Here is a 25172-nt window from a genome sequence, read left to right on the forward strand (position 1 = left end):
TTTATTATTAGCCGTTTTAATGGCTGGTGCGATTGGATATGATCGAGAATTCAAAAGCCGTCCAGCTGGTATGCGGACACATATTTTAGTCTGTGTGGGAGCAACTATGATAGCTTTATTACAAACAGAACTATATATAGATGCAATCAATCAGATTTCAAAAAATGCAGAATTAGCAACAGTTATTAAAGTCGACCAAACAAGGCTGATTGCACAAGTTATAAGTGGCATTGGTTTTTTAGGCGCAGGAACAATTATTGTAACTAAACGTTCTGTTGCTGGACTTACAACAGCCGCTTCTCTTTGGACAGTGGCATGTCTTGGGTTAGTGATTGGGATGGGTCATTATACCTTGAGTATTATCGGTTTTATCATTATTCAACTGACACTTTCTTTGTTGAATAAGATAATTGTTGTACCATCCGTGAAGAATTTAGAAGTAAGGTATCGTCATAAGGCAGAAACACAGGAGTTTATTGCTAACCACTTTCTAGAAAATAAAGTGGTTGTTAAAGGAACCAACGTTTATGTGGAAATAGAGAATAATCATCGAATTTATACGACTACTTATACGATTGAGATGCCAAAAGGTTACAATGTATATGAGCTAATTGAAGATTTAGCGACACATGAGAATATGTTGAAGATACGGTTGGTGGATTTGTAGTGGAAAATGAGATGAAACTAGTCATAGATATCGGCGGCACAAGTATCAAGTATGCGTTGTGTGAAAATGGTAAACTATCAAAGATAAAGCAAGTTAAATCACCATCTAAATGGGAAGAAATGACGCTAATCTTCAAAAATATGATAGACGAGTATGCATCAGAATTTCCAAAAATAAAGTCAGTTAATCTAAGTGTCCCAGGGGTTCCAAATGAAGAAACGGGACGGATTGACGGAGCGAGTTCTCTTCATTATCTTCATGAAGCAGACTTTATATCAGAGTTATCAACAATTTTTAAGCGTCCGATTTATTTTGAAAATGATGCTAATTGTGCGAGTCTTGCTGAGATGCATTTTGGTGCTGGTCAAACTTGCCAAGACATGCTCTTTTTAGTCATTGGCACGGGAATTGGTGGTACGGTGATTTATGATCGCACGATTCAAAAAGGTAAACATCATTTTGCAGGGGAATTTGGTATGATGTTAGTAGATGGTCGGCGTGAATGGGCAGAACTTGGCTCGGCAGTTCATATGGCAAGAAAAGTTTCCAAAGAACTAGGTTATGAAGTGTCAGGGGAAGAAGTTTTTGAACTAGCTAAAAATGGAAATCAAATTGCACAAAACAAGGTGGATGAGCTTTATTTTTATTTGGCACTAGGTATTTATAATTTACAATATATCTTAGATCCAGAAGTGATTATTATTGGTGGTGGCATTTCTGCTCAATCTGAGTTAGTGGCTAAAGTAGAGGAACAATTACAAAAAATCATGGATTTCGGGCAACGTGCGCCGTTATTTCCTAAATTAGCTGTTTGTCAATTTGGGAATGATGCTAATTTAATTGGGGCGTCTATGATAGAAAATAGTTAGAGGAGGAGTAATATGAGTCGCAAAATATATACTGGGGAAGGTGTATCAGTTTCAGGACCTTATTCTCACGCAGTGGATGCAGGCAATACCATCTTTTTTTCCGGACAAGTCGCTAAAAATGCCCCAGATTATCAAGAAGTCACAGGAAGTATTGAAGAGCAAACCAAACAATGTTTCAAAAATTTAGAGCAAGTGTTAAAATCAGCAAATGTTACTTTTGATGATGTGGTTAAAGTAAATGTTTATCTAACAACAATGAAAAATTTTCAAGGAATGAATGCTGTATATGAAACAATCTTTAGTGCGCCATATCCAGCTAGAACATGTGTCGCAGTTAAAGAATTACCATTAGAAGCGGATATCGAAATCGAAATGGTTGTTTATCAGAGTGGTGAAAAAGGCGTTTAGTTCTGAGTAACTGGAGCTGACTTAAAACAATCCGCTTTTTGGATTGATTTAAGTTAGTGAAGTTACCGAAGAACTGCCTTTTGAACCCGGACTATAAAGAGTGATGAAAAAGGCGTTTAGCTCTGAGTAACTGGAAAACATTAGAAAAAGAGCAACTGACAAAATTGGCAGTTGCTCTTTTTTAGATTTTCTTCTCAATACCTTCCATTGGTGCTAGCTGATTCTGATAATTAACATACTCATCAGGATCAGTTGTAAAATGCATCACTGAACGGAATGCTACTTTTAAATACTCTTGTGTCACTTTTGGAATTCGTAATTCGTCTAAATCAAGTGGACTAATTTGCGTTCTGATACTACCTTCATCCTGTGCCATTACCTTTTGTACCCATTTAGGTTCACGAAGAAATTCACGACCAATCGCCACTAAATCAGTACCGAGTTCTAAAACTTCATCTGCTTGCTCTGGACGTTCCACAGAACCGATGCCGATTAAGGGGATATCACCGTTGATAGTTTTAGTAAAATGTTCAATGATAGGTGTTTTATCATCAGGATTGTTAATCGAAGTTCGTTTGTAATCACCCATAGATAAGTGTAAATAATCAATTTTATCTTTGATTGTTTCAGCAAAATAAAGAGTATCTTCTAACCGAATACCTGGTGTTTCAACTTCTTCTGGAGAAACACGGTAACCAAGTAAGAATGGCTTTGTTGCGTAGGTATCGATTGCTTTTTGAACTTCTGCAATCACTCTTAAAGCAAAAGTCATCCGTTTATCACGAGAGCCACCCCATTCATCACTACGACGATTAGAATGCTCAGAATAAAATTGTTGAAGTAAATAAGTATTAGCACCGTGTAATTCAATACCATCAAAACCAGCAATAATCGCGCGTCGTGTAGCTTCACCAAAATCAGTTATGATTTCTTCAATCTCTTCATGAGTTAACTCACGAGGTGTTTCTGAATTTGTAGGAAATTCAGCAGCAATAGCGCTGGCACTAACTGGCGTTTCTCCTCGTAAAATTTTTGTGGTTGATTTACGTCCAGCATGGAAAATTTGTAGAACAGCTTTACTTCCGTTCTTTTTCAAAACTGATGCTAACTGTGTTAATCCATCCATCATCTCATCATGAGCCACAGATAATTCCCCTTCAAATCCTTTACCACTATCACTCACATTAGCAACAGCGGTAATAATCATGCCAGGACCGCCAGATCTTGTTTCATAATAATCTAGCTCATCCTGCGTTAACATGCCATTATGGAAGCTTGCCATAGTCGTCATAGGAGCCATCACGATTTTATTTTTAAGCGTCACCCCATTGTTGAAAGTATAAGAATTTAGAAATTGATAGTTTGTCATATTGATTTCTCCTTTTTTAGATAGTAAAAAATTGTCAGTGTTTCTTTATGTATGTTAGTATAATCCCGTTAAGATAAAAAAATAAGTACGCACAAAAGAGTGCTATAATTACTAAAAAGTACCTAATGAGTCAGGACGGGAAGAATATGGCAAAAAAAATTTATCAATTAGGAATAGAAGCAACGTTAGATGTGATTGGTGGTAAATGGAAACCTATTATTTTATGTCATTTAGGGCATGAAAATTTACGTACAGGTGAATTGAAAAGACGAATTCCTGATGTGACTCAAAAAATGTTAACGCAGCAACTTAGAGAATTAGAAGAGGACGGAATAGTGGCAAGAGAAGTATTTAATCAAGTTCCGCCAAAAGTTATCTATTCTTTGACTGAAGAGGGTAAGGGATTACGAGATATTTTAGTTGCCATGTCTATCTGGGACGAAGAAAAAGTCGCCAAAGCTAGAGAAAACGGTGAGGATATTCAAATAATACATAATAATCATAGTGGTTATTTAGAAATGGAGAATCAGTAATATGAAGAGAGTTATCTTTTTTATTTTAGGTTGTTTAACTTTTGTTTTAGGAACAATCGGTTTATTTTTACCAGTATTACCAACAGTTCCATTTTACCTAGCGACATCCTTTTTATGGGTTAATAGTTCTCAAAAATGGCATGACTACTTTACGCAGACAACTTGGTATAAAACCCATATGCAAGGAATTATTGAGAACAGAGAGATGAGTTCAAGCCAACTTAGAAAGATATTGGGAATTGTCTTTTTAACGCTAGGCATTCCATTTTTACTCGTTGATTCACTCATTATGAGAATTGTTTTAGCTACCGTATTTATTGCTCACTGTATCTTTTTACCCATGTATTTTAAGAAGAAGGAAAAAGTGGTTGAGGAAAAAGGGTAGTAACTAAGAAGGGAATGACAGAAGTTGCTTTTCAAACTTTTGTTATTTCCTTCTTGTTTGATTTTTTAAAATTAGACATAAACTCTGTTATATCAACCTTGTCAACTACCTTTGACATCCTAAAAAAGCTAAAATCAAGGGAATTTGACTGCAAATCAACTCACTCTGCGTTACTTTAAAATTACCGAAGGAGGAAAAAAGATGAACTTAAATAATCAAATAAAAAAGTATCGGGAACAAAAAGGTTATTCCCAAGAAGTGTTAGCAGAAAAAATATATGTCTCGAGACAAACCATTTCAAATTGGGAGACGGGAAAAAGTTATCCTGATATTCATAATATTTTGCTTTTAAGTACACTCTTTAATGTTTCTTTGGATGAATTAGTCAAAGGAGACGTAGAGATGATGAAGAGAAAAATTAGTAACAAGAAATTGGATCAGTTAGCGTGGGTTATGATTGTTTTTATAGGACTTGCGGCAATATCGGTTGGTGTGATTTTTAACTATTTGGATGACAGTATGTGGTTACTATTGATTCCGTTTTGTTTGTGGTTAGTTGGGATGATAACAGCTCTCAAATTAGAAAAGATTAAGAAAAAAGAAGATATCAAAACATACAGAGAAATTATAGCTTTTTATGAAGGCGGAGATTTAGCTAAAATAAGAGGGAAGAGAGATAAGAAAAAAGATTTTTGGGAAAAGAATTTGATTGTAATAGTATTTGTTTTGATTGTAGTTGTAATTATGTTACTCAGTATATGGCTATTTAGTTAACAAAATATAATCTAACAAAATTACCCAACACAGAAAAGTTTACTCTTTCTGTGTTGGGTATTTTTATTTCTTTTCAATCACCGTAAACATCCCTGTCATATTAGGTGAATAATCTTCAAAAGCATATTTTTGATAAAATGATTCGTTTCCTTCTGATGCAAACAAACCGACAAAAGCTTTATCAGGAGCATTTTCTTTTAAATAAGCCATAAGAGTCTCCATAATTAAATGACCAATACCTTGTTTTTGATACTTAGGATGAACCACGATATCTTGGATGTAGAAATAAATGGCGCCATCGCCAATAATCCGTCCCATCCCAACTGTCTTTTCATTTTCTTTAATCGTGATCCCAAAAAGAGAATGTTTAAGTGACGTTTCAGCCGCTTCAAAATTCATAACCTCAGCCCAACCAACAGCAGAACATAGCATTCGGTAGTCAGATAGCGTAGGGATTTCTTTTATTATTTCCATAAACAACAACCTTTCTAAATTATTTAGTGGTATAAATCAGCGGCTAGTTCTTCTAATTGAGGCAAATCAATCAATTCAAAACCATGTGCCGTTTTATTAATTACTTTTTTGTCGGCAAGAACTTTTAAAGACCGATGTAAATGACGGTAGCTAGTACCTAAAAGTTCAGCCAGTGACGTTAAATTCTCATTGAAAACAGGATAAGCTGATATCGCTAAATCTGGCTCTTCCTTTGTGGCAAATAAATAACTCGCCAAACGATTCTCTAATGGATAGAGTAAATTAATTGAACTGTTCTTAGTAGAGCGTTCTAATTCAGTGCTTAAAGAACGTAAAATAAATTGTAAAAAAACCACATCTCCAAATAAATATTTCTGAACAGCTCGCTGTTTAATGCCGATACAAAAGGAGTCCTCAATTACTTGAATACTAGCTGTTGACAGACGGTGATCCATCATTTCTAAACTGCCAATTAAATTAAAATCATCATAAAAACAAATTAAAAGTGATTTCCCATTTTTTAGTGTAGTGTAAACTTTCGCTTTGCCATCCACAAAGAAAAAAAGATAGTCATTGTTTTCTTCTTCACGACAAATATGCTCGCCTTTTTTCCAAAAATACAAATTTAAATGAGAACTCACATCTTGAGAGAAGTAGTCAGTTAGGTGGTATTTTTCCATGTATTGCTTCATCAATGTTGGCTGATTGATTTTTTTCATACTAAACTTCCTTTCGCTAGGACATTTGTCCTAATAGCCATGAGTAGCACCATGATAAAGTGAAGACAAGTTACTAATAATTTAGGAGGTCTTTTAAAAATGAAAATAATATCAATTTTTATCGGTGCGTTAATCACAATTATGATTGCCTTAAACGGTATTTTATCTCAATATTTAGGCAATTATGTTTCAAGTGTCATCATTCATTTATTAGGTTTAATCGGAATGATTTTTATTTTAATTGTAACAAAAACAAAAATTAAATACAGAAATAATTTACGCTGGTATTTTTATAGTGCAGGAATAATTGGCGTATTCACCGTGATTTTTAATAATATTAGTTTTGCTGCCTTAGGAGTCTCACTGACAGTATCTCTAGGATTGTTAGGTCAGTCGTTATCCTCGTTAGTGATTGATCATTTTGGTTTATTAGGGATGAATAAAGCTCTCTTTGAATCAAAAAAAATAATCGGTATTGTGTTTATTTTACTTGGAATTATTGTTATGAGTTTGGTTTAGGAGGAGAATTAGATGATTTTAATTTATTTTTTACTCGCATTTTTAGCAGGTGTTTCAATTGTCATAGCGAGAATTATTAATGCCCAATTAGCAGGGCGAATTGGTTTATTCGAAAGTACTTATTTTAATTATTTGACGGGCTTAGGAAGTTCTATCATTATTCTTTTGATTAGTGGAGAGCTCTTAGGTTTTTCCATAAGTAATGTGGAAAAAATACCATACTGGGCCTATTTAGGTGGAGTTTTAAGTATCTTAGTAGTTGTTTTATCTAGTTATATTACACCTAAAATCTCTGTTTTCTATCAAACTCTTTTTGTCTTTGTGGGACAATTATTTGTGGGGATGCTGATTGACTATGTTTTATTACAAGAGTTGTCAGTAAACAAAATTATTGGTGGTAGTTTGGTATTGTGCGGTTTAATTTTTAACTTAGTAGTAGATAAAAAGAGTATGGCCTAATGGTTAAAACTTTAAAAATGATCTCTTTTCTTGTATTATTATGAAGAGAAAAAAGGATATACGAAAAGAAATGAGTGAACCTATGGCGTTACAGATTAAAAAGAAACAACGCTTTTCACTGCGTGTGATTATTATTTTTATTGTTATTTTTTCAATATTGATTTCGTTAATTGCTTCAAATCTTTTGATTAAAAACTATGTGATTAACCAAGAAATGAAGAAAACCAAAGATAAAATTAGTTCGGTGGCTAGAGTAACAGTCAATCAGCCAGAAATTATTGAGGCGATAGAGAATCAGGAATCTAAGAATAACGTTCAAGAGATAGCTTTAAAAATTAGGCAGGCAACAAACGTGGATTTTGTGGTTGTTTTAGATAAAGACTTGATTCGACTATCCCACCCTGATGTCACAGTTATTGGACAACCGTTTTCTAATCTTCCCGATGCAAGAAGGGCACTTGAAGGAGAAAGTCATTTTTCTACTGAGGACGGGGTGTTAGGTAAAGGAACCCGCTATTTTGAGCCAATTAAAAATAAATCAGGAGAAATTATTGGTGTGGTCTGTGTTGGTTTGATTTCGAAAACAATTGACTCAGATATTGCAGAAGCCCAAAGTCAGTTGATATACGGGTTATTACTTGGTTTAGGTGTTGGTGTGATAGGTGCTATTTACGGTGCAAGTCGCATAAAAAAAATATTATTTAACTTAGAACCTTATGAAATTGCGAATTTACTTTATGATAAGGAAGTTGTGGAAAATGAAATCACTGAATGTATTTTAGCGATTAATTTAGAGCAAGAAGTTATTTTAATGAATAAAGAAGCTTCTTCCTTAATCAAAAAAACGGATGCTAATTTTGATGTGAAAATGAATCAAAAAATCCCAGCTGAAATCTACGAGGTGCTTTTTGCGGCAACTTTTACAGAAAAAACAAAGAGCAAAGATCAAAGGCTTCTTTTAGGAGATATTGAGATTGTGGCGAATATGTCACCGATTTTTTCAAAAGAAGTTTTTGCCGGTGGCGTGGTAACCTTTAGGGACCAATCTGAGTTGACTAATCTTGTTCAGCAGTTAAGTGGAACAGAGCAGTACATTGATTCACTCAGAGCTCAAACCCATGAATTTATGAATAAAATGCAAGTGATTATGGGAATGATTGAGTTAAAACAATACGATCAAGTAACCAATTATATGCAAGATTTACATCAAAATTACCAAAGTGATGTGGGTTATATTACAGATAAGATTAAATCACCAGCAATTGCAGGATATTTACTGGGTAAAGCTGGGGAAGCCGAAGAGAAGAAAATTAATTTTACCATGATTCCAGAATCTTTTCTGCCAGAACTAGTAACAGATAACGATATCCATGAATTATTACAAGTCTTAGGCAATATTTTAACGAATGCTTTTGACGCTGTTCAGTTGGCAGAAACAAAAGAAGTGTCTCTTTTAATAAAATATGAAGAAGAGGGACAAATTATTATGATGGACGTGATGGATAGCGGAACTGGTATACCAAAAGAGATTGAAGAGAAAATTTTTAATAATCGTTTTTCAACTAAAAATCATGACCGAGGTTACGGTTTATACTTAGTCAATAAAACAGTCACATCAAGAGAGGGAATCATTGAATTTTCAGCAAGAAAACAAGGTGGCACACACTTTTATGTTGAATTTCCAGTGATGGGGGAAGAGCATGACCATACTAATTATTGAAGATGATCCAATGGTGGCATCACTGAATCAACAGTTTGTTGAGAATATATTACCAAAGGCTCACATCGAAAACGTTCGTCAAACAAAGGACGGATTAAAAATTATTCAAAGAGAAAACGTTCGTTTGATTTTGTTAGATGTATTTTTACCAGAGCAAACAGGACTCGAATTTTTAAAAGAGTTACATCAATTAGAGATAAATATTCCAGTTATCTTAATTACCGCAGCAGATGATATGCACACGCTAGAAGAAGCGCTGAAATACAATGTGATTGATTATTTAATCAAGCCGTTTACCTTTGAGCGCTTTAAACTAGCTTTTCAAAAATTTGATATTTTAGATGAAATGACTGATAAGAAAACAACGACGAACCAACAAGCTTTGGATGCTTTTTTTAACCAAACGACTACAAAAAAAGAAGAAATCCATTGCGGAGAAGAGTTACCAAAAGGCTTGTCGAAATTAACGTTTAGTAAAGTAATCGAAGGTATTAAAACAATGGAACAACCTTTTTCAACGGAAAATCTATCGAAAGAAATAGCCTTATCTCGTATCTCAACTAAAAAATATATCACCTTTTTAACAGAAATAGCCGTCTTGGGAGAAACCATGCACTACCGAGAAATAGGACGACCGATTACGTTGTACAAATTGGTAGAAGATTATGAAGAGAAGGTTGGGGAGTATTTGTAGAGAGTGTATTAAGAGTATGAAACGTAATTAAAAATAAAGAACTTCCTATAAAAATCAGTCATTAGATTTTTATAGGAAGTTCTTATTTATTTCTCAAAGTTATAACCTCTTACGCTAAAACAACTTTGTTTGCTGTTTCGCCGACTGTTAGGACGTCGTTGAAGTTTTCGTAGCTTGTTTCGATCATGTTACATAGGGCTTCATCAGTGTTTGAACCAACGTGAGGTGTAACAAGAACACGTGGGTACATATCAACTAACATTTGAACCGTTGTATCTGGTAGTGGTTCCCAAGGTTTGAATTCTTTGAAGAACAATGATTGCTCATTAGCAAACACATCAGTCCCAAAACCTGCTAATTTATCTGCTTGTAAGGCTTTAAGAATGGCTTCATTATCTTGTAACTCTCCACGAGCAGTGTTGATTAAAATTGCGCCGTCTTTCATTTTACCGATAAATTCAGCGTCTACCATTTTGTCATTTTTTCCTGGGAAGTAAGGAACGTGTAAGCTGACGATATCAGATTCAGCTAATAATTCATCTAATTCTTTGTAAGTTAATGTCGCTTTAGCTTCTTCGTTTTCATAAATATCATAACCTAAAACTTCAGCGCCTAAACCTTTGAAAAGTTTCGCTTCAGTTAAGCCGATTTTACCAGTTCCGATAATTCCAACTTTACAGTTACGGATTTCTTTACTAAACATTTCGCCATCAACTTTGAAATTTTTGTTAGCTGTTCTCATAGTTGTGTGAGCCGTTGATCTAAGTAACATCATGGCAAGTGTTAATGATAATTCAGCAATCGCATTTGGAGAATAAGAAGGAACGCGAGCAACTGACATGTTGAATTCTTCAGCCGCTTTTAAATCAATATGGTTAAAACCAACTGTACGAGTGAAGACATATTTAATGCCTTCTTTCGCCATCTTTTCAATGTTGGTACGGTCCGCTGTACAGTTTCCACGTAATAATACTGCATCATGGTTTGCAAATGTTTCTGGGTTTTCAGAAGTTAATAAGTCTTCGATTAAAGTTAACTCAAAATCGTATTTGTTTAATTTATTAAAGAATGGTACTTCGTTTTCTCTTACGCCGTAGCAAGCTATTTTAAAAGTCATGGTAAATATCCCCTTTAGTTTTTAATTAAAATAATCCTGATTTACTAATAATTTCTAATACGACAATCCAAATTGGTGTCATGATAACTGCGGTAACTGTTGAAATCAGTGAACAGTTAGAGGCAAGTATTGCTTCTTTGTCAAAACTAATCGCATAGGCGGCAGCGACTGTGGCAGTAGGTGTTGCCATCATAATAACGATTGTAGCTAATGCTTCAAAACTTACAGGTAAGATACCAGTTAGTGTTAAAGCAGCAAGTAGGACAATGTTTAAAGCTGGAACTAAGATAACTTTAGCAAAACTGTAGTACCAAGATGTTTTGTCAGTTGCAGCGTCTTTAAAGCTTACTTCACCAAGAGTGGCACCGATAGCAAGCCAAGCAAGTGGAGAAGCTAAACCAGCTAAGAAAGTCATTGGTTTGAATAACCAGACAGCTGTTTGATCAATTCTTAAAAAAGCAACATCATGCATCGCACCGTCAACACCAGCGACTGACATTTGAGGCATATAACCTTGGAAAACCCAGATGAAAAGACCAGCAAATGTTGCTAAAACGATTGGATTTAAGAACATTGTTTTGATATTTTTTAATTCCATTTTTAAACCACTCATTTTGATGTAACCATATGAGTATAAGAAAATACGGTAACCAATGTTGAAGATTGAGCTGAACATAACACCAACTGGACCATAGATAGCACTAACAATCGGTGTACCAAAGAATGTAGTTGATCCAAAAATAGTTAACACACGTAAAGTATCTTGTTTGTCACCTTTGTATTTCATAAATAATGGCTTAGAAGCAAAGATTAAGATGACATAGATAATTAATCCCCAGATTAAAACGTTCATACCTTGTTTCAAGATGTCACCGTCAATGTCTTGCATGAATGCGTTGAATGCTAAGGCAGGTAAAGCAACTGTTAGAACTACTTTTGTTAATATTTTTCCGACTTGATCAGTGAAGATGCCTTTCTTACGACAAAAGAATCCGAGTAAGATGATAAAGATCGTTGATGTAATGGCACTAATAATATTCATATCTGTTAAAGTAGCTTTTATAATTTCTCCAAAGTTCATGGTTTTCCTCCGATTTGTGGTTTTATTCACAATAGTTAATATAAGAAACATGGCCGTGTTTTCTTGATATATGTATCTTAACCTGAGTATGTGACAAAGTGAACAATATGTAATTAAGTGAAACTAATGTAACTTATGTAAGTGAAAAAAATCACGAACAGTTAGAAAACGAGTTGCTTGACTCAAACAGGAATCTCTTTTATATTTACATAGATAAGTATCTATGTAAGGAGGAATCCCATGGATTATGAAAAGGTCTCAATCATGTTAAAGGCAGTGGCAGATCCTAAGCGGTTAAAAATAGTTCATCTTTTATCTGGAGGAACCATGTGTGCTTGCGAAGTGTTGGAGCACTTTGATTTCACGCAACCAACTTTGTCTCATCATATGAAAGTCTTAGAAAAAGCAGGCATTGTGGTCGTTAACAAAAAAGGACAATGGCATCATTATGAGTTAAAAGAGGATTTTTTAGATCAGACAATGGTGATTATCGAAACGTTATTACAATCAAAAAAGGAGTTTGAAGAATGAGCGAAGCATTAGAAATAAAAGGCTTGAAAAAGAAATATGCGACAGGTGTAGAAGCATTAAAAGGCATTGATTTAACTGTGACAGACGGTGATTTTTATGCGTTACTTGGACCAAATGGGGCAGGAAAATCAACAACAATCGGTATTATTACGTCATTAGTTAATAAAACAGCAGGACAAGTAAAAGTTTTTGGCTACGATATTGATACAGAACTAGTTCAAGCAAAACAACAAATTGGATTAGTACCACAAGAATTTAACTTCAATCCCTTTGAAACAGTCCAACAAATTGTGGTAAACCAAGCTGGTTATTACGGGGTTTCAAGAAAAGAAGCTTTGGAGCGAAGTGAAAAATACTTAAAACAATCTGATTTATGGGGAAAAAGAGATGTTCGTGCCCGCATGTTATCTGGTGGGATGAAGCGCCGTTTGATGATTGCTAGAGCCTTAATGCACGAACCAAAATTACTCATTTTAGATGAACCCACAGCAGGTGTGGATATTGAGTTAAGACGTGACATGTGGCAATTTTTACGTGAGTTAAATGAAGCAGGCACAACGATTATTTTAACCACTCACTACTTAGAGGAAGCAGAGATGCTTTGTCGAAATATCGGAATTATCCAATCAGGAGAATTGATTGAAAACACAAGTATGAAAGAATTGTTATCCAAACTACAATCAGAAACGTTCATTTTAGATTTAGAGGCAACAGGAAAACAACCAAAAATTAAAGGTTACGTGACAACTATGGATGATGAAGCGACTTTAGCTGTTGAGGTTAATAAAGATCAAGGAATGAATGATGTCTTTACGCAATTAACAGAGCAAGGCATCAAAGTTCTTTCTATGAGAAACAAATCAAATCGTTTAGAGGAATTATTCTTAAAAATTACAGAGGAGCAACACGTGGAGGCAAATCATGAATAAATTGTATATGACAGCATTAAAAAGTTTGGCGGTCAAAGAAACAAACCGTTACTTAAGAATTTGGGTTCAAACCTTGGTGCCACCAGTGATTACAACGTCATTATATTTCATTATTTTCGGTAAAATGATTGGCGGACGTATTGGCGAAATGGGCGGTTTCTCTTATATGGAATTTATCGTGCCAGGGCTTATCATGATGTCGGCCATTACGAGTTCATATTCCAATGTGTCTTCTTCATTTTTCTCACAGAAATTTCAAAAGAATATTGAAGAGTTACTAGTGGCGCCAGTCCCAACACACATTATTATTTGGGGCTTTGTGATTGGTGGGTTAGGACGAAGTTTACTAGTTGGAACTCTGGTAACCATTATTTCTCTATTATTCGTTCCATTAAATGTTTTCTCATGGTCAATTGTCATCGTGACTCTTTTAATGACAGCCATTCTATTTTCATTAGCAGGTCTAATCAACGGAATTTTTGCCCAATCATTTGATGATGTTTCAATTGTCCCAACCTTTGTTTTACAACCCTTAACTTATTTAGGTGGGGTGTTTTACTCGATTTCTATGTTGCCACCAATTTGGCAAGCAGTCTCAAAAATCAATCCAATCGTTTATATGATATCAGGCTTCAGATACGGATTCTTAGGAATGGAAGATGTACCATTAGCAATCTCAATGTCAATCCTAATCGTCTTCATCATCGTACTATACAGCGTTTGTTGGTATTTGATCGAAAAAGGAAGAGGATTAAGAAGTTAGATTAGAGTGGATTTAAAAGCGTCATGCTCTGAGTAACTGGAGGTAATTTAAAACAATCCGCTTTTTGGATTGATTTAAATTAGTGAAGTTACCGAAGGAGCAGCTTTTTAATCCCGGACTAGATAAGAAAGGTGAGAATGGCGTTTAGCTCCGAGCAACTGGAAGAAATGAAAAACAATTCGCGCTTTTTGAATTGATTTTCATTTCTGAAGTTGTTGAAGGAGCTGCCATTTGAACCTGGACTAATAAGAGTGATGAAAAAGGTGCTTAGCTCCAAGCAACTGGAGGAAATAAAAAATAATCGACGCACTTTTCGATTAATTTTTATTTTTGAAGTTGCCTCAGGAGCTGCCATTTGAATCCAGACTAGATAAGAGTGAATAAAAAAAGCGCTTAGCTCCAAGTAACCCAAAATCCAAAAGAGTAGTGGCTATTGTGGAATAGTCGCTATTCTTTTTTTGAATTAAGAAAGCGTGTACAAATAGTGGCTGATATCGTATGATGAAAAAAGAGGAGGGTGTTTAATGAAACGAAGAATAGGGAAAATTGGTTTAGTTATTGTAGCTATTATTTGGGGTACTGGATTTGTAGTAACAGCTTTAGCCCTGGAAAATTATACGCCATATCAAATTTTAGCTATTCGTTTTACCGTAGCATTTGTTGTCTTACTATTAGTTAATCTAAAAAAACTGCGCTTACTCTCCCTAAAAACACTAGGACGAGGCAGTTTACTAGGAACTGTTTTATTTTTAGCTTACGCCTTTCAAACGATTGGACTTCAATATACAACGGCGTCAAAAAATGCTTTTTTAACAGCAGTGAATGTCATCATCGTACCTTTTTTAAGCTATTTAATTTTGAAAAATAAATTGCCGCTGAAAAATTTTGTAGGAAGTTTTGTGACGCTTATTGGTATTGGTTTGTTGTCTTTAACCGGTACGATGGGAGGATTTAATTTAGGTGATGGACTAACTTTAATTTGTGCTGTTTTTTTCGCCTTGCAAATTTTTGTAACGGATCTTTTTGTGGCTGAGGAGGAAACATGGGCTTTGATGTTACTTCAAATGGGAGCTGCCGCCTTACTCTCTTGGCTAACCCTCTTTATTTCAGGTGAAACAAGCATTAATTATCAGCCGGTCAATTTATTACCAGTTTTTTATTTAGGGTTGGCAAGTACCTTACTCGCCTACTTCCTTCAAACAGTATCACAAAAATATACCACCAGTTCAGAAGCAGCCATTATTTTATCAACAGAAGCTTTCTTTGGCATGTTAGGTTCTGTCATATTACTTGGTGAAAAAGTATCGATGAATATGTTAATGGGCGGGTTATTCATATTTATCGGCGTATTAATTGTGGAATTAGATTTTGGGAGAAGTAAAAAAATATAAGGGAGATTGGTGTGATAGCCAATCTCTTTTTTTACCCTTTCATTCAAAAATAGATTTGAATGAGGGGTTGAGTTGTGCTATCATTCAAATATAAGTTTGAACGAGGAGAGATGGAAGTGGCAAAAAATACGTGTGATGTGGATTTAATCCATCAGGAAGATGTAGCCTTTTGTAAGGAAGAAATTGAGAAAGTTGCTTTAGAATCAGTATTAAAAAAATTTAAACTGATTGCAGATGAGAAGCGGTTTAAAATACTTTATAGCTTGTCTTTAGAAAAAGAATTGTGTGTCTGTGATATTGCCAATATTTTAGATTCAAGTATTGCGACAGCGTCTCACCATTTGCAACAGCTTAAAAAAATTGGGGCTGTGGATCATCGTCAAAAAGGAAAAATGTTGTATTACTCTATAAAAAATCAAGAACTCGTTCAATTAATTCAGCTAGGAATTAGTTTACAAGAAGGAGAATAGAGATGAAAACAAAAGAATACCGAATTGAAGGTCTTAGTTGCCCAAATTGTTCGAAAAAATTTGAAAAAAACGTGGCAAACATTGCTGGTATTAGTGAAGCAAGTGTTAATTTTGCAGTAGGAAAAATTACAGTTACAGGCAAAGCAAGTATTGAAGAAATCGAAGCAGCTGGCGCTTTTGAAAATCTAAAAATCATTGATGAGAGTCAAAGAGAAGTGAGTCATGAAAAGACAAGTAAAGTAAAAGAAAATTGGACGTTAACCCTTGCCTTAATGTTTATTGTCGGCGCATTAATTTCTCAAAGTATTAACGGAGAGCAAGCATATCTTACCATTGGTTTATTTTTAAGTGCCATTGTGATAGGCGGTTTTAGTTTATTTATTGAAGGTATCAAGGACTTATTCAAACTTAATTTTTCTATGCAATTATTAATGACCATTGCGATTATCGGAGCGTCAACAATTGGTCAATGGGCAGAAGGTTCTGTGGTTGTAATTCTCTTTGCGATTAGTGAAGCGTTGGAAAAATTCTCCATGGATAAAGCGAGACAATCTATCCGTTCTTTAATGGATATTGCCCCTAAAGAAGCGCTTGTTGTAAGAGATGGGAAAGAAGTTTCGATTCATGTGGAAGATATTTTAGTTGGAGATATCATGTTGATAAAACCGGGACAAAAAATTGCGATGGATGGTGTCATTGTTAAAGGTCATTCATCAGTGAATCAAGGGGCCATTACAGGTGAATCTGTTCCAGTTGAAAAGAATGTGGCAGATGATGTTTTTGCGGGAACCTTGAATGAAGAGGGAATGTTAGAAGTTAAAGTCACTAAGTTAGTCAAAGATTCGACGATTTCTAAAATTATTCATTTAGTGGAGGAGGCCCAAGGAGAAAGAGCGCCTGCTCAAGCTTTTGTGGATAAATTTGCTAAATATTACACACCAGCTATTATGTTAATTTCTTTCTTAGTGGTAGTCATTCCGCCAACTTTATTTAACGGGGATTGGAACACTTGGTTGTATCAGGGATTGTCATTACTCGTAGTTGGTTGTCCTTGTTCTTTAGTAATTTCAACACCCGTTTCTATTGTGTCAGCGATTAGTAATGCCGCAAAAAATGGTGTCTTAATTAAAGGTGGTATCTACTTAGAAGAAGTTGGTGGCCTTCAAGCAATTGCTTTTGATAAAACAGGTACCTTAACAAAAGGTGAACCTGTTGTAACAGATTATATCGTTGTAGAGGATGCTAAAAAAGATCACTATTTTGAAATGATTGCCGCTCTTGAAAGTTACTCAGGTCATCCACTAGCTTCTGCGATTATGAAAGAATTAAAGCAAAAAAAATTATCAGTAGATCATGTGAAAATTGAAGACTTTTCCTCTATTACAGGAAAAGGTATTAAAGGAAAAATTGAGGGCGTTACTTATTATGTAGGAAGTGCTAAATTATTTGAAGTAAGTTTAAATCAAGCAACTGATTTAAAAACTACTTATGAAAAACTTCAAGCACAAGGAAAAACTGTGATGATTTTTGGTGAAGAAAATCAAATTTTAGGTATGATTGCTGTCGCAGATGAAGTCAGAGTAACGAGTCAACAAGTTATCAAAGAACTTCATGAGGCGGGAATTAAGCACACGATTATGTTAACGGGAGACAATGAAACGACTGCCCAAGCTATTGGTCAAGAGGTTGGTGTGACAGAGATTAAAGGTGATTTAATGCCACAAGATAAATTGGATTATATTAAATCGTTGAAGAATTCTTATCAAAAAGTAGCAATGGTGGGAGACGGTGTGAATGATGCCCCGGCTCTTGCGGCAGCTAGTGTGGGGATTGCCATGGGTGGTGCTGGAACGGATACCGCTTTAGAAACGGCAGACGTAGCTCTAATGGGAGACGACTTAGAAAAATTACCTTTCTTAATTAGATTAAGTCGTAAAACATTAGGTGTCATTAAGCAAAATATTACTTTATCTTTAGCCATTAAACTAATCGCTTTATTACTGATTATTCCAGGGTGGTTAACATTATGGTTAGCTATTGTAGCTGACATGGGAGCCACTATTTTAGTGACCTTGAATGGGTTACGATTGATGAAGATAAAATAGAAATACTTGAAGAACTTCTTTTATGAGAGGTTCTTTTTTTATAAAAACCGTTGACATCTTAAAAATAGTCTGATAATATTCAATCTTGTAAAACGTAATCGTTACGATTTGAAAAAGATGTGGAGGATGGAAAATGAAGAAACGACTATTTTTAGGAATATTTTTAATAGGATTAATTGGTATGGCAAGTGCATGTGGTGCTGGAAATAAAAAAGAAGTTAGTAAGGATAAACTGCAAATTATGACAAGTTTTTATCCGATGTATGATTTTACAAAACATATTGTGGGAGATGAAGCTGAGGTGAGTTTATTAATTTCTGCTGGAACAGAAGCTCATGATTATGAACCATCAGCTAAAGACATGAAGAAAATTCAAGACTCAGATGCTTTTGTTTACAACAATGAAAACATGGAGACGTGGGTTCCAGCAATGGCAGAAACGTTGAAAGAAGGTAAAGTTAAAGTCATTAAGGCAACTGAAAAGATGGAGCTATTACCTGGGGATGAAGAAGACCATCATCATGAACACAAGGAAGGTGATGAACATGATCACGATCATGAGGGAGAAGAGGAACACCATCACAGTGAAGAAGAACATGGACATTCTCATGCCTTTGACCCACATGTTTGGTTAGCACCTAGCTTGGCTATTAAAGAAGTGAAGGAAATTAGTGAACAGTTGATTAAACAATTTCCAGACAAAAAGGAAGTCTTTACTAAAAATACAGAAGCCTATATTAAAGAATTAGAAGAGTTAGATAAAGCATACAAAGAAACTTTTTCAACAGCTAAACAGAAAAACTTCGTCACACAACATGCTGCTTTTGGCTACTTAGCTTCAGAGTATGGTTTAAAACAAGTTCCCATTGCTGGACTCTCACCAGATCAAGAACCTTCGGCAGCTAAATTAGCAGAACTTAAAAAATATGTGGATGAAAATAACATTCAGTACATTTACTTTGAATCAAATGCCTCAGATGCTGTGGCAAAAACTTTAGCTAAAGAAACTAAGGTTGAATTATTAGTATTGAATACTTTAGAAGGTGTATCTGATAAAGACATGAAAGCTGGCAAAAACTATGTGTCAATCATGACTGAAAATTTAGAAGCTCTAAGCAAAACAACAGAAATGAAATAGAGGAGAATTGTGATGCGTCAGAATATTATTTTAGAATGTGTGGAAACAGGAGAACGTTTATACCTAACAAGTAAAAATAAACGAAACACACCAGAACGTTTAGAATTAAAAAAATACTCGCCAAAATTAAAGCGAAAAGCTTTATTTAGAGAGACAAAGTAGAGGAGGATAAAAACATGGCAAAGAAATCTAAAATTGCTAAATTTGAAAAACAAAAAGCTTTAGTTGAAAAATATGCAGACATTCGTTATGAATTAAAGCAAAAAGGTGACTATGAAGCGTTAAGTAAATTACCAAAAGACTCACATCCTAATCGCTTGAGATTAAGGGATGAAACAGATGGTCGTCCGCGTGGTTACATGCGTAAATTTGGTATGTCACGAGTGAAATTCAGGCAAATGGCTCATGAAGGAAATTTACCAGGCGTGAAAAAGGCTAGTTGGTAGTTATAGCTGTAAAAATGTTAAAATAGAGTCAGAGAAAACGTTGAATCTATTAGGAGGAAATAAAATGAGTATTCCTGTAACCGTCATATCTGGCTTTTTGGGAGCTGGAAAAACGACTTTAATTAATCAAGTATTAAAAGGGTCTGATTTAAAACCCAATGAAGTCGTTATTATTGAAAATGAATTTGGTGAAAAAGGAATTGATCATGAGCTTTTGATTCATTCCAAAGAAAATATTTTTCAAATGAATGGTGGCTGTATTTGCTGTAGTTTACGAACTGATTTAATGAGTGCCTTAACTTCTGTTTTAGATGTCTTTGTGGAAACAGGTAACCCGATTAAGCAAGTCATTATTGAAGCGAGTGGTATTTCTGATCCACAGCCGATTATTCAAACATTAGTTAGTGCACCGAAAATTAGCAGTCATTTTTATTTGGATAGCGTTTTGGTTGTGGTTGATAATGAAAATTTTGAAAACAGTTTAGTTTATCCAGAAGTGATGAAACAAATTGCGATGGCGGATCGAATTTTTATTTCAGAAAAAAACGAAATAAAAGTTGACCATCAAATGATTGAAAAAATTGAAAGTATGAATCCATTGACTGATTTTTATCCATTTTCATTAGATGATTCAGCTGAGATGTTAGCTAGAAATGTCTTAAATAATGGACTGTTTCGTAAGGTAGCGGATTTCACAAAATCAGAAGATAGTCATCATCACCACCACCATCATGAGTTCCAGTCTCTCTATTTAGAGGGAGATAGACCAATTAAGAAAAGTTTGCTAGAAAATTGGTTATCTGGTTTAATGATGAATTATCAAGAAAATATTTACCGAATGAAAGGCTTCGTTTTAATTGAGGATCAGGATTTTCAAACTGAAATTCAAAGTGTGAATCAATTGCTTAATTTTAATATGACCACACGTATACCACAGGACAAAGTCAATGAATTAATTATCATAGGGAAGAATTTAGATAAAGCGTATTTAGAGCGCAGTTTTAAAGAGATTCAAGATAAAAGTAGAGAGTAGGAAAGTAAGTGGAAAAGATCGATATTTCAAGTGCGTACCGCAGGCTTAAAAGTCCAAATATCAAGACGAGAAAGCGGGCGTTAAAAATTATTAAAGAGATGAAACGCAGTAAAACAGATAAGATGTACGCTTAGTTGGCGAAAGATGAAGTTAGTAAGAAAATAATAATTGTGTTATAATGATAAAAGAAAAGAGACGTAGGTCAATACGCCTCTAGTGTAGAGCCATTTAAGATGGCTACAATATTAATTTACTTAGAAGTAAACCAAAACGTCGAAAGTTTAGTGGTTTACTTTTTTTTATCTTGATTGACAATATCGACAATCAACTTAATTAACGCAATGACAAACATGCCAAAAGCTAACATCAGTTGAATTGTTTCTAATGCTGACAAAAAAAGGCTCTCCTTTCCTAGACTTAGTGTTTATTTTCATAAAACACCACCTCCACTCAAGGATTGCAACCACCATAAACTTTTCTACTAAATTATTGTATCACGAATTATAAAAAAAGAGGGAATTAAAAATTGTTTTTCTCTAGCAGATTCTATCTTTTATTATTATTAGCTACTATAGCTATTTGTTATTTTTCTGTTTGTGAAACTGGCCTACTTTGCTGTTCTTGTTTTATGATTATTAACATTTTATTAAAGAAAGCACTTTACTTTTTAATCTCTTTGTAGTAAATTGTAGAAGTCAAGAGAAAAAGCGAAAAAATTATGGAAAGGAGCAAGACTCATGATGACTATTCAATTAATTAATCAAAACCAATTTAATAGAGCAGAAATGAATCCATGTACTCCTTATCCGGTGTCTGTTATTTTTTAGCGTCGTTTCTTTGTGTGCCTAAGTGTACTTAAAAATGAATCTAGATAAAAATAAACGTATCAACCGATAAACTGTGGAGCGATAGGATTCTACATTTTATGGGTTTTTTTGTGCGCTTTTTTAAGAGAAACAAAGCAGATTTTATTTTCTGTTAGAGAGAGTGAGGAAGAAAAGTTTATGTTAAAAACATTGTGGGTGTATATTAAGAAACATCCTTTTGCGTACGGGTTAGCAACGGTATTTGCTATTATTTCATCAGGACTAACACTAGTTCCTAATTTAATTATTCAACAATTGGTGGATGCGATTGTCGCAAGTTCACTATCAAAAGAAAGTTTATGGCAGTATTTAGGTATTTTCTTAGTTAGTATTCTTTGTATTTATATTGTGGATGTAATCTGGGTGGTGACTTTATTTAGTCAGTCTTTCAGATTCCAATCGGAGTTACGAAGAAAAAGCTATCAAAAATTACTTAGTTTAAGAACGCCTTTTTATGAGCGTTTTAGATCTGGGGATTTGATGACAAGAATGACCAGTGATGTGGACTATTTAGGAGATGCCATTGGTTATGGTTTCATGCTAATTGTCTCAAATATTACTTGGGCAGTGAGTATTTTAATTGCCATGATCGTGACGACTTCTTGGAAAGCGGCTTTAGTGAGTGTGTTACCATTGATTCTTTTTGGTTATATTGTTTTTCTATTGTGGCGAAAAGTTGACGTGTTATACGAAGATAATCGTGACAATGTGGCGAAGTTAAGCAATGAAGTACTAGAAATGGTCGACGGAGTTCGTGTGATGCGAGCTTACGGGAAAAAAGAGTTGGAGCAAGAAAGATTCCAAAAAAGAACCTCAGAAGTATTACAAAAAGCCAATAATTTAGTCGTTTATAACGGGGCAATTGGTCAAGTGGCAAAGTTCTTAATTGGTTTAAGTACAGCGGTTGGTTTAGCTTTCAGTGGTTACTTAATCAATCAAGGGCAAATGACGATTGGACAATTGATTACTTTCCAAATTTATTTGGGAATGCTAAGTGGTGCTGTTTGGGGATTATCTGATATTGTTTTGGTGTACCAACAAGGAACCGTATCTTTTAGAAAAATTGATGAGTTACTAACCGCAGATGATAGTTTAGAAAAAGTGGGTCAAGACGAGATCAATAAAATTGACCAAATTGAGTTTAAAGATTATGTGTTCCAATATCCTACAGGAGAAACAACAACCTTAAAGAAAATTGATTTTGAATTAAATCGTGGCGAAACTTTAGGAATAGTTGGTAAAACGGGTAGTGGTAAAACGACACTTGTGCGTCAATTACTCCGTCAGTATCCGATTAGTGAAACGGGAGCTATTCGAATTAATGGTCGTTTGATTCAAGACTACAGTATTCGAGACTTAGAAGGTTTAATCGGGTATGTTCCTCAAGAGCACATCTTGTTCTCTAAAACAGTGGGACACAATATTCGTTTTGGTAATCGACAAGCAGATGACACAGCTGTGAATGCAGCGATTGATTCAGCTGACTTTACAAAAGACGTGGCAAGAATGTCAGAAGGTTTGGAAACCTTAATTGGTGAAAAAGGGGTGTCGATTTCTGGTGGTCAAAAGCAACGGGTATCGATTGCCAGAGCCTTAATTAGAGAACCTGAATTACTAATTTTAGATGACAGTTTATCAGCAGTAGATGCGAAAACAGAAAGTGCAATTATCGAAAACATCCGTCAAGTCAGACAAGATAAGACGAATGTGATTGTCACACACCGTTTATCAGCAGTGGCTCAAGCAGACAAAGTATTAGTGATTGAAGATGGACAAATTATCGAAGCAGGTACCCCTCAAGAATTACTAGATTCTAAAGGCTGGTACTATGAACAATACATGACACAACAAATGGAGGTGGAAGAAAATGAAACTATTTAATCGAACCCTTAGTTATTATAAATACGAATGGAAATTCTATACATTAGGAATATTCCTCTCACTTTTATCAGCAGGGACTTCAATTTATGCGCCGATGATCGGTAAGCAAATGATTGATTATATCTCAGAGCAAGTGAGTAATCATCAAACAATTGAATTTGGTTGGATTATGCAAAAATTTGGCTTTTTCATGTTAGTGATTTTATTTAGTAGCTTATGTGGTTATGCTAGTTACTTATTGTTAGCCTATGCGTCTAACCGAGTAAGTAAAAAATTACGTGACGAAGCATTTAACCACATGCAGAAATTACCAGTTTCTTATTTTGATGATAAACCAGCAGGGAAAATCTCAGCTCGAATCGTTAATGATGTGGAGCTTTTAAGAACTAATTTTTACATGAACTTTAGTAATGCAGTCATTATTGATATTTTAACTGTGGGCTCAATTTATGTGGCATTATTTATTGTGACACCTAAAATTGGCACAGCCTTATTACTACTTTTCCCATTCTTTGCAATTTGGCAATGGATTTATGTGAAACTTGCGACACCGATCAATAAAAAATGGCGTGAATCAGTCAGTGATTTAAACAGTCATACAGCAGAAATCGTTCAAGGGGTTTCTATCGTTCAGCTCTATCATCAACAAGATAGCATGCTAGAAGAATTTGAAGAAACCAATCAAACCTGGTTAAACACAAGAATTAAATCGATTCGCTTAGACGGAACCTTATCTTGGGATTTCTCAGCCTTGATTAAAAACTTGGTAATGTTTGGTGTGCTGTTGTTTATCGGAACACAGTTCGTTGACGGGGTGCTAGGCTTTTCAATCGGAACGATTTATGTGATTATTAATTATATTTCTCGTTTATTTGATCCGATTTTGGAACTTGTTCGAATGATGTCAACCCTGCAACAAGCTCTTTCTGGTGGTCGCCGTGTGTTTGAATTATTGGACGAACCAATCGAAGCAGACAGCACAGAACCGCTTAACTTTACAGAAGGGCATGTGGTATTTGACCATGTGACTTTTGGATATGATCCTGAAAAAGCTGTCTTGAAAGAAATTAATTTTTCAGCAGATAAAGGGGAAACAATTGGTTTAGTTGGGCATACCGGTTCAGGAAAAAGCTCGATTATCAACTTACTGTTTCGTTTTTACGATCCGCAAAAGGGGGCAGTCTTAATTGACGGACAACCTTTAGTGGAGAAAAATCGCGAAAGTATTAGATCTCATATGGGCATTGTTTTACAGGAACCTTACTTGTTTAGCGGAACGATCGCAACTAATATTAGTATGAATGATCCAAAGATTACAGATGAGATGATTCTAGATGCCCTTGAAAAAGTGGGGGGAAAAGATATTATTGCAAAACTCCCACTAGGTATTCATGAACCAGTCGTTGAAAAAGGTCAGGCATTCTCATCAGGCGAGCGTCAATTGATTGCCTTTGCGAGAACACTAGCTAGTGATCCGAAGATTTTAATTTTAGATGAAGCAACGTCTCACATTGATACGGAAACTGAAGAAATTATTCAACATGCTATGGAAGTGGTGAAAGAAGGGCGAACAACATTTATCGTGGCCCACCGTTTATCAACGATTCAAAACGCGAATCAAATCCTAGTTTTAGATAATGGCGAAATCAAAGAACAAGGAACCCATGAAAGTTTACTTGCTTTGGATCGTTATTATGCAGAGATGTATCATTTACAGGCAAAAGGCGCTGCGAGTTAATAGAAAACCTTTTTTACTTACTCTTTAAATGGAGTAGTAAAAAAGTTTTTTTATTTAGAATTACCTAGTAACTAATTTTAGTTATGTATATAA

28 protein-coding genes and 1 pseudogene are annotated in these 25172 nt (G+C 34.9%); 23 read left to right on the forward strand and 6 right to left on the reverse strand.

Annotated features, from left to right (window positions below; translation table 11 throughout):
* Window positions 1-19: 19 nt before the first annotated feature.
* From G7082_RS07260 to G7082_RS07270, 3 genes are read left to right on the forward strand one after another with little or no spacing between them, the layout of a single operon-like run.
* Window positions 20-667 carry an MgtC/SapB family protein gene (locus tag G7082_RS07260; RefSeq protein ID WP_166034449.1) on the forward strand — a complete coding sequence of 216 codons (648 nt, stop codon included), beginning with the start codon at window positions 20-22 and terminating at the stop codon, window positions 665-667.
* On the forward strand, window positions 667-1536 hold the full coding sequence (locus tag G7082_RS07265) for an ROK family protein (protein WP_166034450.1): 870 nt from the start codon (window positions 667-669) through the stop codon (window positions 1534-1536). Before G7082_RS07260 ends, G7082_RS07265 begins: the two co-directional genes overlap by 1 nt.
* 12 nt (window positions 1537-1548) lie before the next feature.
* Complete coding sequence (locus G7082_RS07270; protein WP_166034451.1) at window positions 1549-1944, forward strand: RidA family protein; 396 nt, start codon at window positions 1549-1551, stop codon at window positions 1942-1944.
* Window positions 1945-2125: 181 nt separating this feature from the next.
* On the opposite strand, the gene G7082_RS07275 is transcribed toward G7082_RS07270, so the two are convergent.
* On the reverse strand, window positions 2126-3313 hold the full coding sequence (locus G7082_RS07275) for an NADH-dependent flavin oxidoreductase (RefSeq protein WP_166034452.1): 1188 nt from the start codon (window positions 3311-3313) through the stop codon (window positions 2126-2128).
* Window positions 3314-3459: 146 nt separating this feature from the next.
* Between G7082_RS07275 and G7082_RS07280 the strand changes: the two genes are divergently transcribed.
* The 3 genes from G7082_RS07280 (at window position 3460) to G7082_RS07290 (ending at window position 5005) form a co-directional block, all read left to right on the forward strand.
* The gene (locus G7082_RS07280) at window positions 3460-3846 is read left to right on the forward strand and encodes a winged helix-turn-helix transcriptional regulator (RefSeq protein ID WP_166034453.1); all 387 of its coding nucleotides are present in this window, start codon (window positions 3460-3462) and stop codon (window positions 3844-3846) included.
* A gap of 1 nt (window position 3847) precedes the next feature.
* On the forward strand, window positions 3848-4231 hold the full coding sequence (locus G7082_RS07285) for a YbaN family protein (RefSeq protein ID WP_166034454.1): 384 nt from the start codon (window positions 3848-3850) through the stop codon (window positions 4229-4231).
* A 201-nt stretch (window positions 4232-4432) separates the two neighbouring features.
* A complete protein-coding gene (locus tag G7082_RS07290; protein WP_166034455.1) occupies window positions 4433-5005 on the forward strand; it encodes a helix-turn-helix transcriptional regulator in 573 nt (190 codons plus the stop codon).
* A 63-nt stretch (window positions 5006-5068) separates the two neighbouring features.
* On the opposite strand, the gene G7082_RS07295 is transcribed toward G7082_RS07290, so the two are convergent.
* Both G7082_RS07295 and G7082_RS07300 read right to left on the reverse strand, forming a co-directional pair.
* The gene (locus G7082_RS07295; RefSeq protein WP_166034456.1) at window positions 5069-5479 is read right to left on the reverse strand and encodes a GNAT family N-acetyltransferase; all 411 of its coding nucleotides are present in this window, start codon (window positions 5477-5479) and stop codon (window positions 5069-5071) included.
* Between the two features lie 23 nt (window positions 5480-5502).
* The gene (locus tag G7082_RS07300; protein WP_166034457.1) at window positions 5503-6198 is read right to left on the reverse strand and encodes a cyclic nucleotide-binding domain-containing protein; all 696 of its coding nucleotides are present in this window, start codon (window positions 6196-6198) and stop codon (window positions 5503-5505) included.
* 99 nt (window positions 6199-6297) lie between these two features.
* Here G7082_RS07300 and G7082_RS07305 point away from each other — a divergent pair, with 99 nt between their 5' ends.
* From G7082_RS07305 to G7082_RS07320, 4 genes are all read left to right on the forward strand, one after another.
* Complete coding sequence (locus tag G7082_RS07305) at window positions 6298-6717, forward strand: DMT family transporter (RefSeq protein ID WP_166034458.1); 420 nt, start codon at window positions 6298-6300, stop codon at window positions 6715-6717.
* A gap of 12 nt (window positions 6718-6729) precedes the next feature.
* Window positions 6730-7176 carry a DMT family transporter gene (locus tag G7082_RS07310; protein ID WP_166034459.1) on the forward strand — a complete coding sequence of 149 codons (447 nt, stop codon included), beginning with the start codon at window positions 6730-6732 and terminating at the stop codon, window positions 7174-7176.
* Window positions 7177-7258: 82 nt separating this feature from the next.
* Window positions 7259-8896 (forward strand): ATP-binding protein, encoded by a 1638-nt coding sequence (locus G7082_RS07315; protein ID WP_238842703.1) that lies wholly within the window; start codon window positions 7259-7261, stop codon window positions 8894-8896.
* Window positions 8877-9590, forward strand: a complete 714-nt coding sequence (locus G7082_RS07320) for a response regulator (protein WP_166034461.1) — start codon at window positions 8877-8879, stop codon at window positions 9588-9590. The genes G7082_RS07315 and G7082_RS07320 overlap by 20 nt, the downstream gene beginning before the upstream one ends.
* Window positions 9591-9699: 109 nt before the next feature.
* Here the strand turns inward: G7082_RS07320 and G7082_RS07325 are convergent, their stop codons facing one another.
* Both G7082_RS07325 and G7082_RS07330 read right to left on the reverse strand, forming a co-directional pair.
* Window positions 9700-10707 carry a 2-hydroxyacid dehydrogenase gene (locus G7082_RS07325; RefSeq protein WP_166034462.1) on the reverse strand — a complete coding sequence of 336 codons (1008 nt, stop codon included), beginning with the start codon at window positions 10705-10707 and terminating at the stop codon, window positions 9700-9702.
* 25 nt (window positions 10708-10732) lie between these two features.
* A complete protein-coding gene (locus G7082_RS07330; protein ID WP_166034463.1) occupies window positions 10733-11788 on the reverse strand; it encodes an AEC family transporter in 1056 nt (351 codons plus the stop codon).
* A 240-nt stretch (window positions 11789-12028) separates the two neighbouring features.
* Here G7082_RS07330 and G7082_RS07335 point away from each other — a divergent pair, with 240 nt between their 5' ends.
* From G7082_RS07335 to G7082_RS07385, 11 genes and pseudogenes are all read left to right on the forward strand, one after another.
* Complete coding sequence (locus tag G7082_RS07335) at window positions 12029-12319, forward strand: ArsR/SmtB family transcription factor (RefSeq protein ID WP_166034464.1); 291 nt, start codon at window positions 12029-12031, stop codon at window positions 12317-12319.
* The gene (locus G7082_RS07340; protein ID WP_166034465.1) at window positions 12316-13248 is read left to right on the forward strand and encodes an ABC transporter ATP-binding protein; all 933 of its coding nucleotides are present in this window, start codon (window positions 12316-12318) and stop codon (window positions 13246-13248) included. Before G7082_RS07335 ends, G7082_RS07340 begins: the two co-directional genes overlap by 4 nt.
* Complete coding sequence (locus G7082_RS07345; protein WP_166034466.1) at window positions 13241-14011, forward strand: ABC transporter permease; 771 nt, start codon at window positions 13241-13243, stop codon at window positions 14009-14011. Before G7082_RS07340 ends, G7082_RS07345 begins: the two co-directional genes overlap by 8 nt.
* Window positions 14012-14535: 524 nt before the next feature.
* On the forward strand, window positions 14536-15402 hold the full coding sequence (locus G7082_RS07350; protein ID WP_166034467.1) for a DMT family transporter: 867 nt from the start codon (window positions 14536-14538) through the stop codon (window positions 15400-15402).
* 116 nt (window positions 15403-15518) lie between these two features.
* On the forward strand, window positions 15519-15872 hold the full coding sequence (locus G7082_RS07355) for an ArsR/SmtB family transcription factor (protein ID WP_166034468.1): 354 nt from the start codon (window positions 15519-15521) through the stop codon (window positions 15870-15872).
* Window positions 15873-15874: 2 nt separating this feature from the next.
* A complete protein-coding gene (locus tag G7082_RS07360) occupies window positions 15875-17977 on the forward strand; it encodes a heavy metal translocating P-type ATPase (protein ID WP_166034469.1) in 2103 nt (700 codons plus the stop codon).
* A gap of 133 nt (window positions 17978-18110) precedes the next feature.
* Window positions 18111-19106, forward strand: a pseudogene (locus G7082_RS07365) (metal ABC transporter substrate-binding protein); the annotation flags it as partial.
* A gap of 21 nt (window positions 19107-19127) precedes the next feature.
* Complete coding sequence (gene rpmG / locus G7082_RS07370) at window positions 19128-19277, forward strand: 50S ribosomal protein L33 (protein ID WP_166034471.1); 150 nt, start codon at window positions 19128-19130, stop codon at window positions 19275-19277.
* Between the two features lie 14 nt (window positions 19278-19291).
* Window positions 19292-19561: a 30S ribosomal protein S14 gene (rpsN, locus tag G7082_RS07375; RefSeq protein WP_166034472.1), complete on the forward strand. Its 270-nt coding sequence runs from the start codon at window positions 19292-19294 to the stop codon at window positions 19559-19561.
* Between the two features lie 64 nt (window positions 19562-19625).
* Complete coding sequence (locus G7082_RS07380; protein ID WP_166034473.1) at window positions 19626-20594, forward strand: CobW family GTP-binding protein; 969 nt, start codon at window positions 19626-19628, stop codon at window positions 20592-20594.
* An 8-nt stretch (window positions 20595-20602) separates the two neighbouring features.
* Window positions 20603-20728, forward strand: a complete 126-nt coding sequence (locus G7082_RS07385; protein WP_166034474.1) for a putative metal homeostasis protein — start codon at window positions 20603-20605, stop codon at window positions 20726-20728.
* Between the two features lie 155 nt (window positions 20729-20883).
* Here G7082_RS07385 and G7082_RS07390 read toward each other — a convergent pair whose 3' ends face one another.
* Entirely contained in the window at window positions 20884-20988 is a 105-nt protein-coding gene (locus tag G7082_RS07390) for a putative holin-like toxin (RefSeq protein ID WP_166034475.1), read from the reverse strand.
* Window positions 20989-21598: 610 nt separating this feature from the next.
* Between G7082_RS07390 and G7082_RS07395 the strand changes: the two genes are divergently transcribed.
* Together G7082_RS07395 and G7082_RS07400 are read left to right on the forward strand one after the other, a co-directional pair.
* Window positions 21599-23341 (forward strand): ABC transporter ATP-binding protein, encoded by a 1743-nt coding sequence (locus G7082_RS07395; protein WP_166034476.1) that lies wholly within the window; start codon window positions 21599-21601, stop codon window positions 23339-23341.
* Window positions 23328-25079: an ABC transporter ATP-binding protein gene (locus G7082_RS07400; protein ID WP_166034477.1), complete on the forward strand. Its 1752-nt coding sequence runs from the start codon at window positions 23328-23330 to the stop codon at window positions 25077-25079. Before G7082_RS07395 ends, G7082_RS07400 begins: the two co-directional genes overlap by 14 nt.
* The last annotated feature ends 93 nt before the right edge of the window (window positions 25080-25172 follow it).

It is taken from the genome of Vagococcus hydrophili (assembly GCF_011304195.1).
In the GTDB taxonomy this organism is placed as follows: Bacteria; Bacillota; Bacilli; order Lactobacillales; family Vagococcaceae; genus Vagococcus; species Vagococcus hydrophili.

Excerpts from the sequence above, each read along its gene's own strand:
- G7082_RS07290 (WP_166034455.1), top strand. The coding sequence starts at position 4,433 with ATGAACTTAAATAATCAAATAAAAAAGTATCGGGAACAAAAAGGTTAT.
- G7082_RS07335 (WP_166034464.1), top strand. The coding sequence starts at position 12,029 with ATGGATTATGAAAAGGTCTCAATCATGTTAAAGGCAGTGGCAGATCCT.
- G7082_RS07260 (WP_166034449.1), top strand. The coding sequence starts at position 20 with ATGGCTGGTGCGATTGGATATGATCGAGAATTCAAAAGCCGTCCAGCT.
- G7082_RS07380 (WP_166034473.1), top strand. The coding sequence starts at position 19,626 with ATGAGTATTCCTGTAACCGTCATATCTGGCTTTTTGGGAGCTGGAAAA.
- G7082_RS07305 (WP_166034458.1), top strand. The coding sequence starts at position 6,298 with ATGAAAATAATATCAATTTTTATCGGTGCGTTAATCACAATTATGATT.
- G7082_RS07340 (WP_166034465.1), top strand. The coding sequence starts at position 12,316 with ATGAGCGAAGCATTAGAAATAAAAGGCTTGAAAAAGAAATATGCGACA.
- G7082_RS07320 (WP_166034461.1), top strand. The coding sequence starts at position 8,877 with ATGACCATACTAATTATTGAAGATGATCCAATGGTGGCATCACTGAAT.
- G7082_RS07395 (WP_166034476.1), top strand. The coding sequence starts at position 21,599 with ATGTTAAAAACATTGTGGGTGTATATTAAGAAACATCCTTTTGCGTAC.
- rpsN (WP_166034472.1), top strand. The coding sequence starts at position 19,292 with ATGGCAAAGAAATCTAAAATTGCTAAATTTGAAAAACAAAAAGCTTTA.
- G7082_RS07330 (WP_166034463.1), bottom strand. The coding sequence starts at position 11,788 with ATGAACTTTGGAGAAATTATAAAAGCTACTTTAACAGATATGAATATT.
- G7082_RS07310 (WP_166034459.1), top strand. The coding sequence starts at position 6,730 with ATGATTTTAATTTATTTTTTACTCGCATTTTTAGCAGGTGTTTCAATT.
- G7082_RS07315 (WP_238842703.1), top strand. The coding sequence starts at position 7,259 with ATGGCGTTACAGATTAAAAAGAAACAACGCTTTTCACTGCGTGTGATT.
- rpmG (WP_166034471.1), top strand. The coding sequence starts at position 19,128 with ATGCGTCAGAATATTATTTTAGAATGTGTGGAAACAGGAGAACGTTTA.
- G7082_RS07280 (WP_166034453.1), top strand. The coding sequence starts at position 3,460 with ATGGCAAAAAAAATTTATCAATTAGGAATAGAAGCAACGTTAGATGTG.
- G7082_RS07360 (WP_166034469.1), top strand. The coding sequence starts at position 15,875 with ATGAAAACAAAAGAATACCGAATTGAAGGTCTTAGTTGCCCAAATTGT.
- G7082_RS07325 (WP_166034462.1), bottom strand. The coding sequence starts at position 10,707 with ATGACTTTTAAAATAGCTTGCTACGGCGTAAGAGAAAACGAAGTACCA.
- G7082_RS07350 (WP_166034467.1), top strand. The coding sequence starts at position 14,536 with ATGAAACGAAGAATAGGGAAAATTGGTTTAGTTATTGTAGCTATTATT.
- G7082_RS07300 (WP_166034457.1), bottom strand. The coding sequence starts at position 6,198 with ATGAAAAAAATCAATCAGCCAACATTGATGAAGCAATACATGGAAAAA.
- G7082_RS07285 (WP_166034454.1), top strand. The coding sequence starts at position 3,848 with ATGAAGAGAGTTATCTTTTTTATTTTAGGTTGTTTAACTTTTGTTTTA.
- G7082_RS07295 (WP_166034456.1), bottom strand. The coding sequence starts at position 5,479 with ATGGAAATAATAAAAGAAATCCCTACGCTATCTGACTACCGAATGCTA.
- G7082_RS07270 (WP_166034451.1), top strand. The coding sequence starts at position 1,549 with ATGAGTCGCAAAATATATACTGGGGAAGGTGTATCAGTTTCAGGACCT.
- G7082_RS07345 (WP_166034466.1), top strand. The coding sequence starts at position 13,241 with ATGAATAAATTGTATATGACAGCATTAAAAAGTTTGGCGGTCAAAGAA.
- G7082_RS07400 (WP_166034477.1), top strand. The coding sequence starts at position 23,328 with ATGAAACTATTTAATCGAACCCTTAGTTATTATAAATACGAATGGAAA.
- G7082_RS07275 (WP_166034452.1), bottom strand. The coding sequence starts at position 3,313 with ATGACAAACTATCAATTTCTAAATTCTTATACTTTCAACAATGGGGTG.